This window comes from Rufibacter psychrotolerans, assembly GCF_016924645.1.
GTDB lineage: Bacteria > Bacteroidota > Bacteroidia > Cytophagales > Hymenobacteraceae > Nibribacter > Nibribacter psychrotolerans.
Window position 1 is genome coordinate 42613 of the sequence record NZ_JAFFJV010000004.1, and the last position, 16121, is coordinate 58733.

The following is a 16121-nucleotide window of genomic DNA, read 5'->3' on the forward strand; positions in this document are numbered from 1 at the left end:
TAAGACACAAGACTATTATCAGAATCGTATGTCTTGCGTCTTACATCTTGTGTCTCCATCTAAAAAGAAATGACCATAGATTTTAATAAAGGAGAGGGGCTGGTGCCCGCCATCATCCAGAATGCCGCTACCGGTAAAGTATTGATGCTGGGTTACATGAATGAGGAAGCATTTGAGCAAACTCTGTCGACAAGCTTGGTGACGTTCTTCTCCCGCTCCAAGAACCGCCTCTGGACCAAAGGTGAAACTTCGGGCAATACGCTCAAGGTGGTGAAGATAGAGCTGGACTGCGATCAGGATACACTTCTGATTTTGGTAGACCCGACCGGACCAGCCTGTCACCGCAACACCGAAACCTGCTTTGATGTGGAAGGCGACAGCAACTCTTATCATCTGAGAAGCTTCCAGAACTTCACGCCAACCGAGCAAGCGTTGCAGTTCATCGCTCAACTGGAGCAAACCATAAAAGACCGAAGGAAGAACCCTATTGAAGGTTCCTACACCAATCACCTGTTCAACAAAGGCCTGAACAAAATGGCCCAGAAAGTAGGGGAAGAAGCGGTAGAGGTGGTCATTGATGCTGTAGCCGGCAATACAGAACCTATGAAAGGCGAAGCGGCGGACCTGCTCTTCCACCTGCTAGTGTTATTGGAAGCTTCTGGGCTTTCATTAGCGGAAGTGGTGCAGGTGCTGGAAAGCCGGCATAAACCCAGGGAGTAAGGCAGGCTTCAGGGCCATAATAGCAAAATCGGTGTGAAAACGTTATTGTTTGATAAAACGCAGTGTGGCGTAAGTATTCTGCTCAATGTGCTGCTGGGCACTGAGGTGCAGGAGCGGTATTCCTTGCTGCAGCAGTTCACGACCGATGTTTTTGAGGTCATTTTCTTTAAACAAGCCAAAGGGTACCTGGTCTTGAATGAGCGTACCATCAGCATCACCAACAACACGGTGGTATTTATTTCGCCCTTTCAGAAAAGACAATGGAAACTGGAAGCAGACGGGCTGGACTTCACCGTACTGATTTTCCAGGAGGATTTCCTGAATGATTTCTTCGCCGATAAGTTGTTTACCTACCGCTTGTTGTACTTCTATCAACTGGACCATCCGCTCTATATTTCCCAAACCAGCGCCGGGTTACAGAAAGCCTGCGACACCTTACAGGAAATTAAAGCTGAACTGGTCAACTCAAAACCCGACAGCGAGCATCTGGTCCGTTCGTTGCTGTACTACCTGTTGCTCAAGTTAAATAGGGAGTACGCGCAACAACACCTGCTTCCGTTGCAGAAACCCGGTAATAATTACGCCTATCAGTTTAAAAGGCTGCTGGAGAAACACATCGGGCAAAAACAAAGGATCAATGAATACGCGGCGGCATTGGGCATTAGCAGAATCACCCTGAACAAGGCGGTCAAGGCACAGTTCAACGTCACGGCGGCGCACATGCTCAAACAACGCCTGGTGTATGAAATCAAAAACCTCTTGGTTTATGCAAACCTTTCCGTGGCCGAGATAGCCCACCAGCTTAACTTCTCTGAACCCAACCATTTAATGCGGCTCTTCAAGGCGCAGACGGGACAGACTACCACTGAGTTTCTGGCCGGTTATCAAAATGGTAGCTCGGCTTAGAAAAATGGTAGGCGTTTTGCGCCGCCCCACTGCTACTTTTGCCCTTGGTTAATCATTTATAATCAAGAGCATATGGCAACCAGTGCAACTATTCAGTTAATCAGAAACGCTACTTTACGCATACAGTACGCGGGGCACCACATTCTGGTAGACCCCATGTTCTTCCCCCAGGGCGCCTTTGACCCGCTGGCCGGAAAAGCGAGAAACCCCATGGTTGAACTGCCCCTGCCGGCAGAGGAAATCATCAAAGACATTGACCTGGTGTTGGTAACCCATACCCACCCCGACCACTTTGACCCCATTGCCAGTGAGATGCTGGACAAATCCGTCCAACTGTTCAACCAGCCCGCAGATGAAGAGTTCTTCCAGGCGGCAAACTTCCTAAACGCCACCACCATAGGCGACCACACCACCTGGAACAACCTAACCATTCACAGAACGGGCGGCTTACACGGCAGCGGCGAAATCCTGAAGAAAATGGGTACCGTTTCTGGCTTTGTGTTACAGGCCCAGGACCAACCCACCATATACCTGGTAGGCGACAGCATCTGGACCGAGGAAGTGGAGCTGGCCATTCAGAAGTTCAGGCCAGATTACATTGTAGCCAATACCGGTGGCGCCGTTTTCCCGGGCTTTGAAGAGCATCCTATCCTGATGGATGAGGAGCAGGCACGTACCTTAGTGCAGAACAGCGGAAACGCCAAAGTCATCGCCGTTCACATGGAAGCCCTGGACCATTGCCGTACCACCAGAACCTCCCTGCGCCAAGTAGCCGAGGAAGCAAACATCAGCAAGGAACAGTTGATCATACCGCAAGACGGCGAAGTGGTACACCTGGTTCTTTAAGCAGAGAACAGCTAACTTTAGATTTTAACCTAAGCCTGCCGGATGCTCTTCTACTCACGTGTCCGGCAGCTTTCGGTAAACCCGAGGTAGGTGCTTTATCAGCAAAATTCCTACGGCTGGGTTGGTGCGCACTTTTCCAGCGATTTTCTGAAAACGGGCCAATTTTCATAAAACCCCTGGAAAACAGAACAGCAAGGGGAAGTTGAGGAGAAGCGTGTTGCCCTTGGGTTTACCGGTGTGTCAAACTTGCTTACCTTCGCGGCAAAGCTCTTTTGACATGGAAAATTTTGACACCCTCCTCCAGCAGATGGCCTTCATCCACGAGGTAGACAAACTCAAATACATCACCCGTAAGACGCGCCTCTTCAACAGCGACCGCCATGAGAACGATGCCGAGCACAGCTGGCACCTGACCATCATGGCCCTGGTCCTGGCGCAACACGCCAATGAGCCGATAGACATCCTGAAGGTGATCAAGATGCTGCTGGTGCATGACCTGGTGGAGATTGACGCGGGGGACACCTTCCTGTTTGATGCCGTGCTGAACCACACCAACACCGAGGCAGAACGAAAGGCCGCCCAGCGCATTTTTGGTTTGCTGCCCCAGCACCAAAAGGAGGAGCTGATAGCCGTTTGGGAGGAGTTTGAAGCCGGCGAAACTCCCGAAGCCAGGTTCGCCAAATCCATTGACCGCCTGGAGCCCATTCTGCAAAATGTCTCCAACGCCGGCGGCACCTGGATGGAGTACAACGTGCCGTATGAGAAAGTCATCAGTAAAACCCAGCACATCCAGAAAGGGTCTACCGTGCTATGGGACTTCGCCAAAGCCCTGATTGACACTAGCCTGGAGAAAGGCATCCTCAAAAAAGAAGCGGCCAAGGAGGCTTAGGGGCCGCCTCCGCCGCTATTGCACGGCACTGGGCGAGACTACCGGGTGGCTTCCAGGAATTCCTGAATGGCGTTAGTCACGGCCTCAGGCGCTTCCTCCTGAACAAAGTGCCCTGTCTCTAGTTTTAGAGCCTTCGATAACGGAAGCGTTTCCTGCCACTTTTCCAGAAAATGGGCCGGAATCAGTTTATCCTGCCGGCCCCAGATGAGCAGGGAAGGAGTGTCCAGAAAAAGGTCTCTCTGGCGGTAAAGGGCCTCAAAATACCCGGTCTCTCCGGCCAGGGCTTTCGCAAAGTACCAGGTGCCCAATCTTTCTTTTCTTTCCTTGAAAGGGGCCAGGTAGTGTTGGTGAATCTGCCTGGTGAGCCTCTCTTTCATATAAAAAGCTTTGGGCAGGAGAAACCTGGGCGAGAAATTCAGGTTCACGTACAGGAACTTCCCTAACCGGCTGCCGAAGAGTTTGCTTGCCTGCATCATGGGTTTTACATGGGTGAGCGGCCACATCCAGGAGTTGAGTACCACCAGCCGCGCCACCTTGTCTGGGTTCTGCGTGGCCCAGCCCAAACCAATGGGCCCTCCAAAATCATGCACCACCAGCGTTACCTTGTCCAGGTGCAGATGCTCTACCAGCTGCGTCAGGTTTTGGCGATGCGCTTCCAGGGAGTAGGAGAAAGCCCGGGGCTTTGCCGAAAGCCCGAAACCCAGGTGGTCAACCGCAATGCATCTGTAGTAGGTACTGAGCTCTTTTATTTGGTGCCGCCACAGAAACGACCAGGTGGGCGTGCCGTGCACAAACAAGATGGGCTCACCATGGCCTTCGTCCACGTAGTGGAGGTGGCCCTGGGGAACGGGCAAAACATTATGTTTAAAAGGGTACGCCGTTTGGTCAAGCCAGGTAGGAGGTTGCATGCGGTAATGGGTTAAGAAGCCAGATGATTCTTCAGTTGCACAATATACCGGATGATCACGTCTTGTAATGGATAGTTGGGGAGCATCAAATAATGTTGGGCAATGCCGTCAATGGTGGCAAACATGAGCACGGCCTCGGCCGAAGGGGAGGTGGAGCCCGCCGCCGCCAGGTTCTGGGTGAGTTGGAGGAGCACCAGCTGGTTTTCTGCCTGCACTTCCTGCTCAAGGGCTTTGAGTACCTCAGACTGTAGCTTGAGGCTATGGTAAAGGCGCCAGAAGTTCTTGTTCTGTTCCAGCACCTGGAACGTGGTGCGGATGTAGTGCTCCAGGTACGCAAAACCGGTAAGCCCCTCGGGTTTCTCAAACGACGTGAGGATGTCCTGACGGCCTTTTACCAGAATATCTTTCAGCAGGTCTTCTTTGCTTTTATAATAGTTATAGAGCAGTCCCAGCGACACGCCCGCCCGTTCGGCAATCTGCCGGATAGAGGTACGGTCATATCCCTGCTCGGCAAACAAGCTGAGGGCCGCGTCTACCATTCCCTGCGCACTGGCCTCCCGTTGTAAAGTTCTCTTAGAAGTCATTGAGTGAACGTTTGTTCATTTATTAAATGATTGAACGCTTGTTCAACAACTAAGTTGCGCCAAGTCACAAAAAAAACTCCCGTTTCTGGCTTTCTTTTGAAGAAAAGGGCCAAAAACGGGAGTGATAGAAAAAGGCGTGTCTGTTAAAGTTTGTTAATACGGCTGTAGAACTTTGACTGGTAAGAGCCGCCAATGGGGATGTACTTGTCCTGCATCAGCACCGAGTCGTCTTCAATGAGCTCTATTTTCTTGAGGTTGATGATGAAGGAGCGGTGAATGCGCAGAAACTGATCTGAGGGCAGTTTCTGGTCAATGGCGCTCATAGTGGTGTAGACAATGTGCTTTTTGTTCTCGGTATTGATCACCACATAGTCGCCGCGGGCCTCAATGAACGAGATGCTGTTCAGGTTCAGCTTTACGATTTTGTTGTCTACCTTCACAAACAACTCATCGGGTTGGCTTACCTGGGGGGCGGCCACCGGCACCGCGTGCCCGTTCATGCCCAATTTTTTGGTGGCGTTGAGCACCGCCTGGGTGAAGCGGGTAAAGTCTACGGGCTTGAGCAGGTAGTCGGCCACCTGCAGCTCAAAGGCCTGGATGGCGAAATCTTTGTGCGAGGTGATGAGGATGGTGAGGGGCTTGTGCGGCAGGGTGCGCAGCAGCTCCAGCCCGGTCATCTCGGGCATTTCCACGTCCAGAAACAGCAGGTCTACGCCATCGTTCTTCAGGAGCCAGGCCAATCCTTCCACGCTGGAATTGAAGGTTTGAACCAACTCAAGGGAGGGGGTAGACTTGATATGACGCTCCAGAATCATCCGGCTTAACTCATCGTCATCTATAATTATTGCGCGATAGGTAGTCTCCTTCTTCAAAAGTTTTTCTAGCTAAGTATCACTTAATAACAGCGGTTCTGCGCCAAAGGTATAAAAATCATCGGGCTCCTTGCTATAAACCCTGTCTAAAGTTACTAATTGGCTTTTCACAAGGCAAGCCGCAGGGGCCTGCAGGCCAGCCAGACGCGGTTCTGCCCCGCCGTTTGCCCCTGTTGCCGGGGGGTGGGGCCAGAAAGGCAGGTAACTCCGGCCAGAAACCACGTATAAGAGGCACAAAAAGATCCATAAAACGTGCTTCCGGTAACGCTACTCAATTCGCTCAAGATTCTCACCCAACCAGATGATTCCACCTGCGGCCCCACCAGCCTGCACGCGGTCTACCAGTACTACCAGGACCAAGTGCCGCTGGAGCAGGTCATTGCCGAGGTGTCTTTCCTGGAGGAAGGCGGCACGCTGGCGGTGCTGCTGGGCTGCCACGCCCTGCGCCGGGGGTACCGGGCGCGCATTTACACCTACAACCTGCACGTGTTTGACCCCACCTGGTTCAAGCTGGGCAAGGAGCAGCTGATTGCCAACCTGCGCGAGCAGATGATCTACAAATCAGACGCCAAGCTGCACGTGGCCACCCATGCCTACATTGAGTTTCTGGAGCTGGGGGGTGAGATCCTGCACAAAGACTTAACCCTTAGCCTGCTGGACCAGTATTTCTCCCGGGGCATTCCGCTGCTCACGGGCCTGAGCGCCACCTACCTCTACAACTGCGCCCGTGAGCGCACCAATGAGCGAGGCGAGGCTGTGTACGACGATGTGCGTGGCGAGCCCCTGGGTCACTTTGTGGTGCTGGCGGGCTTTGACAACGAGCAGGAGAAGGAGCACGTAATTGTGGCCGACCCCTACCAGGAGAACCCGCTGGTGGGCAACAACTATTACAACGTGCCGGTCTCCCGGCTCATCAACGCCATTATGCTGGGCATTGTCACCTATGACGCCAACCTGCTGGCCATACAACCACCTTCAACCAAAACCAACCCAAAAGAACCGATCAACCTTCATGCGCAAACTAGTAGTGGTCAATAATCCCAAAGACTGGGATCTTGATGTAGAGGATGTAGAAGTGGTAGACGCGCAACGGTACTTAACGGACCCCGCCTACACAGAACTGAAGAGCGCCCGCATTTTCAACCTTTGCCGGTCTTACAAATACCAGAGCAGCGGCTACTACGTCTCGCTGCTGGCCGAGGCCAGGGGCCACCGGGCAATCCCCAACGTGACCACCATCCAGGACCTGAAGTCGCAGACCATTGTGCGGGCCATCACCGATGAGATCAACGAGACCATCCAGAAAAGTCTATCCAAGCTCAAGTCCAAGAACTTCACGCTCAGCATTTACTTTGGGCAAAATGTAGCCAAACAGTACGAAAAACTCAGCAAGCAGCTGCATGACCTGTTCCAGGCGCCGCTGCTCAGGGCGCAGTTTGTGTACAACAAAGAGTGGGTGCTGGAGAGCATCAACCCCATACCGGTGAACGAAGTGCCCGAGCACCACCTGCGCGACCTCTACCGGTTTGCCAAGGCCTACTTTGCCCGCAACCGCTTCTCCAGCCAGCGCACCAACAAGAAAATCTACGACCTGGCCATCCTGGTGAACCACGCCGACAGTGACCCACCTTCCAACGACCGGGCCATCCAGAACTTCATGGAAGCGGCCGAGGGGCTGGGGTTCTATACCGAGCTCATCACCAAGGAAGATTACCGCCGCCTGTCAGAGTTTGATGCCCTGTTCATCCGGGAGACCACCTCGGTGAACCACCACACCTACCGCTTCGCCCGCCGGGCGCACGCCGAGGGCCTGGTGGTGATTGACGACCCGGTGTCCATCCTGCGGTGTACCAACAAAGTGTACCTGGCCGAGCTGCTGACCAAGGCCAAGGTGAACATTCCCAAGTCCATGATCATCCACCGCGACAACTGCTGCAAGGTGGTGGGGGAACTGGGCCTGCCCTGCGTCCTCAAAAAGCCCGATTCCTCTTTCTCTCAAGGGGTGGTGAAGGTAAAGACCGAGGAGGAACTGGCCGAGCAGCTGAAGGAAATGCTGGCGGAGTCTGACCTGATCATCGGGCAGGAGTTCCGGCCCACCGAGTTTGACTGGCGCATTGGCGTGCTGGACAAGCAGCCCCTGTACGCCTGCAAGTACTTTATGGCCAAAGACCACTGGCAGATCTACAACTGGGAAGGCAAGAAGAAAGACATCACCGGCACCTTTGAAACTGTGCCCTTTGAGGAGGTGCCGTTTTTTGTGCTGCACACCGCCCTTAAAGCGGCCAACCTCATCGGTGATGGCCTGTACGGCGTAGACCTGAAGGAAATTGACGGCAAAGCCTACGTGATTGAAGTGAACGACAACCCCAACATTGACCACGGCGTGGAAGACAAAATCCTGAAAAAAGACCTGTACCACACCATTCTCAAGTCCATAAAGCGACGCATTGACAACCAGAAGAAATTTGAGAACCCATGAGCCAGGCTAAAAGATTAAGGTTGTTTGAAGGCTTCGGGGTGGAGATGGAGTACATGATCGTGGACCGCGACACCCTGGCGGTGAAACCCATCGCCGATGAGGTCCTGAACGCCGAGGCGGGCCAGCTCACGTCTGACGTGGAGCGGGGCCCCATGGCCTGGTCCAACGAGCTGGTGCTGCACGTGCTGGAGCTGAAGACCAACGGACCGGCTCCGGAGCTAGCTCCTTTGGCCCACCTGTTCCACGCCGAGGTGCAGCGGGTGAACGAGTTGCTGCGGCCCCATCATGCCATGCTGCTGCCCACCGGCGCCCACCCGTTTATGGACCCTTTTCGGGAAACCCGGCTGTGGCCCCACGAGGCCAGCGAGATTTACGAGGCCTACAACCGCATCTTCAACTGTCAGGGGCACGGCTGGTCTAACCTGCAGAGCACGCACCTGAACCTGCCGTTCGGGTCAGACCAGGAGTTTGGCCGGCTGCACGCGGCCATCCGGCTGGTGCTGCCGCTCATCCCCGCGCTCAGTGCCGCCTCGCCGGTGCTGGATGGCCGACCCACTGGGCTGCTGGATACCCGGCTGGAGGTGTACCGCACCAACCAGCAGCAGATCCCGCTCATTGCCGGACAGGTGGTGCCCGAGGCGGTGTTTTCCCAGGCGCAGTACGAGGCGGAGATCTTCCAACCCATGTTCCGGGCCATTGCCCCCCATGACCCACAGGGCGACCTGCAGGACGAGTTCCTGAACTCGCGCGGCGCCATTGCCCGGTTCAGCCGGGGCGCCATCGAGATCCGGATCATCGACAACCAGGAGTGCCCCCTGGCCGATGTGGCTATAGTAACGTTGGTAACCGAGGTGCTCAGACAGCTGGTGGCTGAAACCTGGAGCAGCTATGAAAACCAGCAGAAAGCCTCTACCGAGGAGTTGGCCTCAGTTTTCCTGGATTCCCTGAAAAACGGCCCCGAAACGGAAATCAGGCACGCCGCCTACCTGCACCTGCTGGGCTACCCGCAGCCCGAGGCCACGCTGCAGGAAGTCTGGTCCCACTTATGGGCGCGGGTGCAGCAGAGCCTCGTGTTTACGCCCGAGGTTACCCAGGCCATCGAAACCATCCTGCGGGAAGGCCCGCTGGCGCAGCGCCTCCTGCGGGCTTTGGGACCGGACCCTTCCCCGGAACAGATCAAAGCCGTATACCAGCAACTGGCCGAGTGCCTGGCGCAGAATAAACTATTCGCCCCGTGAATGCCCCGCGGTTAAAAGTACTGCTCACGTGTGAACACGGCGGCAACCAGGTTCCGCCGGAGTACGCCCCGCTTTTCGCGGGGGCAGAAGCCGTGCTGGCCACCCACCGCGGGTACGACCTGGGGGCTCTGGAGCTGTTCCACCGGTTCAAAGACACCGCCGATTTTTCTGTGTACAGCACCACCAGTCGTTTGGTGGTGGAGCTGAACCGATCCCTGCACCACCCAAAGCTGTTCTCAGAGTTCATGCAGCCGCTTTCGGCCGGTGAGCACCAGGCGGTGCTGGAGCAGTATTATTACCCTTTCCGCCAGCAGGTAGAAGACAAGATCAGGGAATGGGTGGGGCAGGAGTACCCGGTGCTGCATCTGTCGGTGCACAGCTTCACGCCTGAGCTGAACGGGAAGGTGCGCACCGCCGATGTGGGCCTGCTCTATGACCCGCGCCGCGAACGGGAGCAGTTGTTTGCGGCGCTCTGGCGGCAGCGGCTAGAGCTCGCGCTGCCCCGGTTTAAGATCCGGTACAACTACCCCTACAAAGGCACCGCCGATGGGTTTGTAACTTACCTGCGCAGGCGTTTCCCCAATAGACAGTATGCCGGCCTGGAGCTGGAGGTGAACCAGAAGTTCTCGGAAGGAGACCCCGTGCACTGGCGCCAGGTGCAGGAAGGGCTGGTCCATACTTTTACGCAAGTGCTCTAACCAAACCCCCTAAAAGGCAGTATATGTACCAACCCCGGACTTAACCGGGCGCTGATCTATCGTACACTAAAACTATGAAAAAATGAGTTGGATTCTTGAACTGCTCGTGAATGCGGGGGTGATCCTGCTGATGGCGTACATCTTGCCGCAGGTCACCATTAAAAGCTTCTGGACTGCCCTCTGGGTGGCCCTGCTGGTGTCTATCCTGAGTGTGCTCATCGGCTGGATTCTCACCTTTATCCTGAACCTGGTCACGTTCTTCCTGCTGGAGTTTGTGGTGAAACTGATCGTATCGGCCATCGTGCTGAAGATCGCCGACAAGCTGGTGCGCAACTTTGAGATCAAAGGCTTCTGGCCGGCGCTGGTCATTGCCATTGCCCTGTCGTTGGCCAGTACCTTCATCAACCGCTCCAGCGAGGACCGGGAGGAGATTTCTTCCCTGCCGGTGCAGCCGGTTGAGGCAATCGCCTAACCTCCCCAATACCTTTATCTAAAAACGCGGGCTTCTGGCAAGAGGCCCGCGTTTTTGCGTTTAATCCAGGAAAACTGCCCTGAAACGCACTTTGCCGCAGCGGCCTGCCTAAGTTTTCAGGCTGTTTTCAGAAAAATAGGGCCGAAACACGGCGGGGCTGCACCTTGGTCAAACCAGCTTATTACCCCTAACTCCATGCCACCGCGCGGGTCAACGGGCACAGGTTAGTAGCCCTGAGATAAGCTTACCTGGTCCCTGATTTCCTGTCCGGAGCTGAACCTCTGTAGGTTGGCCAGAAAGCGGTCTATCTTCCGTTCCACTTCGTGGGCCTGTCCGCCGCCGGTGTGCTGGGTGAGCAGCACGTTTTCCATCTGCCAGAGCGGGCTTTCCTGGGGCAGAGGCTCTACCTGGGTAACGTCCAGCACGGCGCCGCCCAGGTGGCCTTCCTCCAGCGCCTTGATCAGGGCCGTTTCATCGGTGGTGTTGCCCCGGCCCACGTTCGCGTACAGGCTGCCTTTTTTCATCTGCCCAATGAAGTCGGCGTTGACATAGTGGTGCAGGTTGCCCGGCAGCGTATTGATCACAATGTCGGTGTGGGGCAGGTGCTGGAGGAGCTTTTCGCGGGAGTGAATTTGGGCGGTGGGGTTGTGCCGGGCAGTCATCAGAACATTGGCCCCAAACCCCTCCAGCATCTTTTTGGCTGCCAGCCCAATGGTACCGGCACCCAGAATAACCACCGATTTGCGGCTCAGTAACTCCAGGGTGAACCTCACCTGCTTGCCCTGCCAGACTTTCTCCTGCTGGAGTTTCACCAAAGTGGGCAGCCCACGGTAGAGCGCCAGGATGCCGGCCACCATGGTCTCGGCGCACGCCTCGGCGAAGAAGTTGCCCATGTTGGCCACCGTGGCGCTGACCTGCACCCGCTGGTACTGGTCAAACCCCGCCGAATCCAATTGCCAGAATTTCAAAGAAGGCGCTCCGCCGGTAAACCAATCGGCCGGAGGGTTGCCCAACAGCAGGTCAGCGCCCGAAAAAGCCTCCCGGCCTTGCTGCGGGTCCGCCGCCGAATAGAGAAAAGGAGTGATGCCGGTGGGGAGGTGTTCCAATAAATAAGCCTGCTGGTGCTGGTCCAGCTCTGAGTAAATGAAAAGGTGCATTACGCGTAAGGGTTGGTCCGGTGCCCCAAGGTAAGCCCTTTCCGCTGAAATTTTGGCCTACTGGGTGCTTTCTTGCACGCTATCTGGGGCCGCTGAGGCGAAGCCCAATAAATTCTCCTACCTTTGCGCACTTTTCGGCAAAAGAGGCCGAAAACAAGGGAGGCCAGCTTGTTTTATGTTTTACTAAATATGTTAGCATAGATATGGGGCGCTGCGGAAGTAGATGGAGAGAAAAGAAAGCTCTCTTATAGTTTACTTACCAGTTAGTAAGTATCTTTGAGCAAAAGGAAAGCGCCTATGACAACCCGTACCGACACCAAAGAAAAGATTCTGGACCTGGCCGAGGCCCTGATGCAGGAGAAAGGTTTTGGCGAGTTCAGTTACGCCCACCTTTCGGCGGAGCTGAACATCAAGAACGCGGCAGTGCACTACCATTTTCCCTCCAAGGAAGATCTGGGCAAGGCCATCATAGAGCGGGCAGGGCAGCGCTTTCTGGACTGGTGCCAGCAGGAGTCCATGCAGCAGGTAACTGCTAAAGAAAGGCTCTCTGCCTTTATGGACGTGTATTACCGGCAAAACCTGGAACGCGGTATTCGGCTGTGCCTGGTGGGTAGTTCGGCGGCGGCTTTTCCGGCTTTGCCGCCGGGCATGCAGCAGGAGGTGTTGGCAATGACCAGTCAAATCCTGGAGTGGCTGGCGCGTACCTTAGAGGAGGGGCGGGAAAACTGGGAGTTCAACTTCAACGGCTCGGCGCGGGCAATGGCGGGGGTGTTCCTCAGTGCCATATCCGGGGCCTTGCAGTTGTCCCGCATTGGCGGCGAAAGCTTTTACGCTGCCACCGTTCAGCAGCTATGGAACCAGCTGGTGGTGAAAACTTAATTCAAGAGAAAAATAAACTTACTTACTACTAAGTATATGCAATTAAAACGCGTAGTCATTACCGGCATGGGAGCCTTGACCCCCATTGGCAACAACCTGGCCGAATACCGGAAGGGCTTATTTGAAGGACAGAGCGGAGCCGGCAACATCACCCGCTTTGACACCACCCGGTACAAAACCAAATTCGCCTGCGAGGTGAAAGGCTATTACCCGCTGGCACACTTTGACAAGAAGTCGGCCCGCAAGACGGATCTTTTCTGCCAGTACGCCCTGGTGGTGGCCGACGAGGCCCTGGCGCACTCGGGCCTGCTGGAGAGTACGGTGAATCGGCAGCGGGTGGGCGTGATCTGGTCTACCGGCATGGGCGGCATGATTTCCTTCCAGGAGGAGGTGCTGAACCTGGCGGCCAACCACATGAACCCGCGGTTCAATCCGTTCTTCATCACCAAGATCATCGGCGACATCAGCTCGGGCATGATTTCCATCAAGCACGGGTTCCAGGGGGTGAACTTCAACACGGTGTCGGCCTGCGCTTCTTCCAGCCACGCCATCATTGACGCCTACAACTACATTAGGCTGGGCAAAGCCGATGCCATTGTGACCGGCGGCTCGGAGGCGGTGGTGACCGAAACCGGCATTGGGGGCTTCAGCGCCATTAAGGCTTTGTCGCAGAACAATGCCTCACCGGCCACGGCATCGCGGCCCTTTGACCAGAACCGCGATGGCTTTGTGCTGGGTGAGGGAGCCGGCGCCCTGGTGCTGGAGGAACTGGAGCACGCCCTCAGCCGGGGAGCTACCATTCTGGCCGAGGTGATAGGAGGGGGCGTGAGCGCCGATGCCTACCACATTACCGCCACGCACCCCGAGGGAGCCGGCGCGCTGCTGGGCATGCAGGATGCGCTGAACGAAGCCGGCATCACCGCCGACGACGTGGATTACCTGAACCCGCACGCCACCTCCACGCCGCTGGGCGACGAAAGCGAGGCCAAGGCCATTGAACGTCTGTTTGGGGAAAGTTTTGGCAAGGTGGCCATCAGCGCCACCAAGTCTATGACCGGGCACCTGCTGGGCGCTGCGGGGGCCGCCGAAGCCATTGCCTGCGTCCTGGCCATCCAAGAGAACAAGGTGCCGCCCACCATCAACTGCGAAACCCTGGACCCCGAGATCAACCCCAGCTTCCCGCTGGTGCGCGACAAGGCCCTGGCGAAAACCATTGACATTGCCATGAGCAACACCTTCGGGTTTGGCGGGCACAATGCCACCCTGGTGCTGCGGAGGTACCAGGCGTAACAGGGGTGGTTTTGGGCCGGTTTCTTGAAAAACGGCTCCAAATCTGGATACCTTATCTATAAAAAGAGTGGCTTGCTTTTAAGGAGAGCAAGCCACTTTAGTTTTTGGTTCTTTTTCAGGAAAACTGCCCTAAAACGGGCTTATTCCTCGTCTTCGTAGTAGAGCTTGTAGAATTTGCGGCCATCGGCGTCCACGCCTTTCTCAATCATGTCTTTGTTGCCGTGGATGTACACGTGGAAGTTCTTGTCCAGCTTGAGCACGCTCTTGAACACGCGGGCCTGCTTCTTCACAGCCTGCGGCGAGATCTCAAAGCTGTCTTCCAGTTCAATGTCGTAGTTCTGGCGGTACTCGGTGTCGTAGTTGTTGAAGGACTCAATCAGGTCGGGTTGCCCGAACACCTCGGCCACGAATTCCTCCTTGTCATAGGTCTCGTGCTTGTTGAAGTACTCCACTGATTTGTTCAGGAGCACGATCTGGTCGGTTTTCTCCACCTCAAACTCCTCTGACAGGCGCTCAGAGATAAACTCCTTGGCCAGGTTGAGCACGTGGTTGGTCTGGTGGAACTCATTGTTGATCTGGGTGAGGCCCAGGAAATTCTCGCGCCAGTACTGGGCCTCCTCGCCGCGGTTCTGGTTGTCAATGATGGCCACCAGGAAACCCTCCTCGGGCTTGGTGTTGAAGATGATGCAGCCTTTGTCAAACTTGTTGGAGTCAATGCCCTCCAGGTACTCCATGGTGAAATCGCGGTTCTTGCGCGACACGTCAAAATAGCCGCTCTTCACCTCGGTCTTGAAAATGCCCACGGCCTCTACCACGCGCTCCTCAATCTCGCAATTGATGAAGTGCGCCACGTACAGCTCGCCGGGTTTTATCTTGGGATGCGTGGTGCTCTCAAACAGGTGGCGGGCAATGCTGCGGGTGTTCTCATGGAAGGCGGCTTTGTCGGCGAAGATGTTTTCGGCGTAGCTGTACACCTCATTGAACTGGAGGGAGGTGGGGTGGGCGAATTTAAAGCGCTCGTGGGCCTGGGTGAGCTTGGTGAGGAAGAACTTCTCCAGTTTCTGGGCCAGGCCATCGCCAAAGTCGAACTGGTTTTCTGAGAGCGTGAGTTTCTGTTCCAGGCCCTTGTTGCCCACGTGGTGGATGGAAAGGCTGGTGAGCGAGGCGGTGTCAAATTTCATGAAGCAGGAGGCTGGTCTTACAGTTGGCTGAAGTTGGGCCCGCAAAAATACGGAATCTCCCTTAACCGGAACTCACCGGGGCCAGGCTTAGCGCTTAATTAGAGTTGTTTTTGGGCCTGTTTCCGGAAATCTGCCCTGAAACGCACCTAAGCCCCGGCAAATCCGGCAGGAGAGGGGCATGAAGATGAACGGGAAATTAGGGGTGCGGCTTGCGCAACTGCGCGAATCCTCTAACTTACCGGCATCTTTGCATTAGAACGGTTCCTCCTTGAAAACTGTGTTTCTCATTACCGGATATGTGTTGGTGGGCGTTTCGGCCCTGGTGATCCTGTACTTTCTGGTGGCCTTTGCGTTAGCGCGCATGCGGGTGCCCGGGGAGCCTGTGCCCGAGGAGCAGCAGGAAATCTCCATTTACATCCTGCACAACGGCGTGCACACCGATCTGGTGGTGCCCCTAAAGAGCGATGTCTATGATTGGCTCCATTATGTTAACTACCGGCATACCAAAGGCCAGGATGCATCGGCGCGGTTCGTGGCATTTGGGTGGGGCGACAAAGGCTTTTACCTGGATACGCCCACCTGGGCCGACCTGAAGGCGAGTACCGCCTTTAAGGCCATGACGGGGCTGGGCGCCTCGGCGATTCACGCTACTTTTTATAGAAACATGCAGGAAAACGCCGCTTGCCGCAGATTAGGTCTCAGCAAGGAGCAGTACGCCCGGCTGGTGCGCTACATCCAGAGGAGGTTTGACCTGGATACCGCCGGCAACACCATCCTGATAAAAACCGATGCGCAGTACGGCCAGGCCGACGCATTCTACGAAGCGAAGGGACGTTACAATTTATTCTTCACCTGCAACACCTGGGCGAACGAGGGGCTGAAAGCCTGCGGGCAAACCGCCTGCGTTTGGACGCCGTTTTACAAAGGAATTTTCTACCACTATGACAAACCTTTGCGGCAACATGCACCTGGCAGGTAAACCGGTAAACGTTGCAGGTAAAA

At 55.4% G+C, this 16121-nt stretch carries 17 protein-coding genes; 12 read left to right on the forward strand and 5 right to left on the reverse strand.

All coding sequences use genetic code 11. The features are described from left to right. The first annotated feature begins 69 nt into the window (after positions 1 to 69). From hisIE to JT718_RS04650, 4 genes are all read left to right on the forward strand, one after another. Positions 70 to 720 (forward strand): bifunctional phosphoribosyl-AMP cyclohydrolase/phosphoribosyl-ATP diphosphatase HisIE, encoded by a 651-nt coding sequence (gene hisIE / locus JT718_RS04635; RefSeq protein WP_205500707.1) that lies wholly within the window; start codon positions 70 to 72, stop codon positions 718 to 720. A gap of 33 nt (positions 721 to 753) precedes the next feature. Further along, entirely contained in the window at positions 754 to 1626 is an 873-nt protein-coding gene (locus JT718_RS04640) for a helix-turn-helix domain-containing protein (RefSeq protein ID WP_317195478.1), read from the forward strand. Between the two features lie 72 nt (positions 1627 to 1698). Continuing rightward, positions 1699 to 2472, forward strand: a complete 774-nt coding sequence (locus JT718_RS04645; protein ID WP_205500708.1) for an MBL fold metallo-hydrolase — start codon at positions 1699 to 1701, stop codon at positions 2470 to 2472. Positions 2473 to 2749: 277 nt separating this feature from the next. Further along, positions 2750 to 3361, forward strand: a complete 612-nt coding sequence (locus JT718_RS04650) for an HD domain-containing protein (RefSeq protein WP_205500709.1) — start codon at positions 2750 to 2752, stop codon at positions 3359 to 3361. A gap of 38 nt (positions 3362 to 3399) precedes the next feature. Here the strand turns inward: JT718_RS04650 and JT718_RS04655 are convergent, their stop codons facing one another. From JT718_RS04655 to JT718_RS04665, 3 genes are all read right to left on the reverse strand, one after another. Continuing rightward, entirely contained in the window at positions 3400 to 4215 is an 816-nt protein-coding gene (locus tag JT718_RS04655; protein WP_240336931.1) for an alpha/beta fold hydrolase, read from the reverse strand. Between the two features lie 65 nt (positions 4216 to 4280). After that, complete coding sequence (locus JT718_RS04660; RefSeq protein ID WP_205500711.1) at positions 4281 to 4853, reverse strand: TetR/AcrR family transcriptional regulator; 573 nt, start codon at positions 4851 to 4853, stop codon at positions 4281 to 4283. Between the two features lie 143 nt (positions 4854 to 4996). Continuing rightward, positions 4997 to 5725: a LytR/AlgR family response regulator transcription factor gene (locus tag JT718_RS04665; protein ID WP_205500712.1), complete on the reverse strand. Its 729-nt coding sequence runs from the start codon at positions 5723 to 5725 to the stop codon at positions 4997 to 4999. Positions 5726 to 5977: 252 nt separating this feature from the next. On the opposite strand from JT718_RS04665, the gene JT718_RS04670 reads away from it, so the two are divergent. The 5 genes from JT718_RS04670 (at position 5978) to JT718_RS04690 (ending at position 10612) form a co-directional block, all read left to right on the forward strand. Further along, a complete protein-coding gene (locus JT718_RS04670) occupies positions 5978 to 6763 on the forward strand; it encodes a C39 family peptidase (protein ID WP_317195479.1) in 786 nt (261 codons plus the stop codon). Beyond that, entirely contained in the window at positions 6738 to 8204 is a 1467-nt protein-coding gene (locus JT718_RS04675) for a RimK family ATP-grasp domain-containing protein (RefSeq protein WP_205500713.1), read from the forward strand. Before JT718_RS04670 ends, JT718_RS04675 begins: the two co-directional genes overlap by 26 nt. Then, positions 8201 to 9442 (forward strand): carboxylate-amine ligase, encoded by a 1242-nt coding sequence (locus JT718_RS04680; protein WP_205500714.1) that lies wholly within the window; start codon positions 8201 to 8203, stop codon positions 9440 to 9442. The genes JT718_RS04675 and JT718_RS04680 overlap by 4 nt, the downstream gene beginning before the upstream one ends. Further along, positions 9439 to 10140 carry an N-formylglutamate amidohydrolase gene (locus JT718_RS04685; RefSeq protein ID WP_205500715.1) on the forward strand — a complete coding sequence of 234 codons (702 nt, stop codon included), beginning with the start codon at positions 9439 to 9441 and terminating at the stop codon, positions 10138 to 10140. The genes JT718_RS04680 and JT718_RS04685 overlap by 4 nt, the downstream gene beginning before the upstream one ends. Positions 10141 to 10222: 82 nt before the next feature. Beyond that, complete coding sequence (locus tag JT718_RS04690) at positions 10223 to 10612, forward strand: phage holin family protein (protein ID WP_205500716.1); 390 nt, start codon at positions 10223 to 10225, stop codon at positions 10610 to 10612. 224 nt (positions 10613 to 10836) lie between these two features. Here the strand turns inward: JT718_RS04690 and JT718_RS04695 are convergent, their stop codons facing one another. Continuing rightward, positions 10837 to 11769 (reverse strand): D-2-hydroxyacid dehydrogenase, encoded by a 933-nt coding sequence (locus JT718_RS04695; protein ID WP_205500717.1) that lies wholly within the window; start codon positions 11767 to 11769, stop codon positions 10837 to 10839. A gap of 297 nt (positions 11770 to 12066) precedes the next feature. On the opposite strand from JT718_RS04695, the gene JT718_RS04700 reads away from it, so the two are divergent. Both JT718_RS04700 and fabF read left to right on the forward strand, forming a co-directional pair. Beyond that, positions 12067 to 12648: a TetR/AcrR family transcriptional regulator gene (locus JT718_RS04700; RefSeq protein ID WP_205500718.1), complete on the forward strand. Its 582-nt coding sequence runs from the start codon at positions 12067 to 12069 to the stop codon at positions 12646 to 12648. Between the two features lie 36 nt (positions 12649 to 12684). Then, a complete protein-coding gene (fabF, locus tag JT718_RS04705) occupies positions 12685 to 13938 on the forward strand; it encodes a beta-ketoacyl-ACP synthase II (RefSeq protein ID WP_205500719.1) in 1254 nt (417 codons plus the stop codon). A gap of 140 nt (positions 13939 to 14078) precedes the next feature. Here the strand turns inward: fabF and JT718_RS04710 are convergent, their stop codons facing one another. After that, positions 14079 to 15119, reverse strand: coding sequence for a nucleoid-associated protein (locus tag JT718_RS04710; RefSeq protein WP_205500720.1), 1041 nt, complete (start codon positions 15117 to 15119; stop codon positions 14079 to 14081). Positions 15120 to 15396: 277 nt separating this feature from the next. On the opposite strand from JT718_RS04710, the gene JT718_RS04715 reads away from it, so the two are divergent. Continuing rightward, positions 15397 to 16098, forward strand: a complete 702-nt coding sequence (locus tag JT718_RS04715; RefSeq protein ID WP_205500721.1) for a TIGR02117 family protein — start codon at positions 15397 to 15399, stop codon at positions 16096 to 16098. Positions 16099 to 16121: the final 23 nt, after the last annotated feature.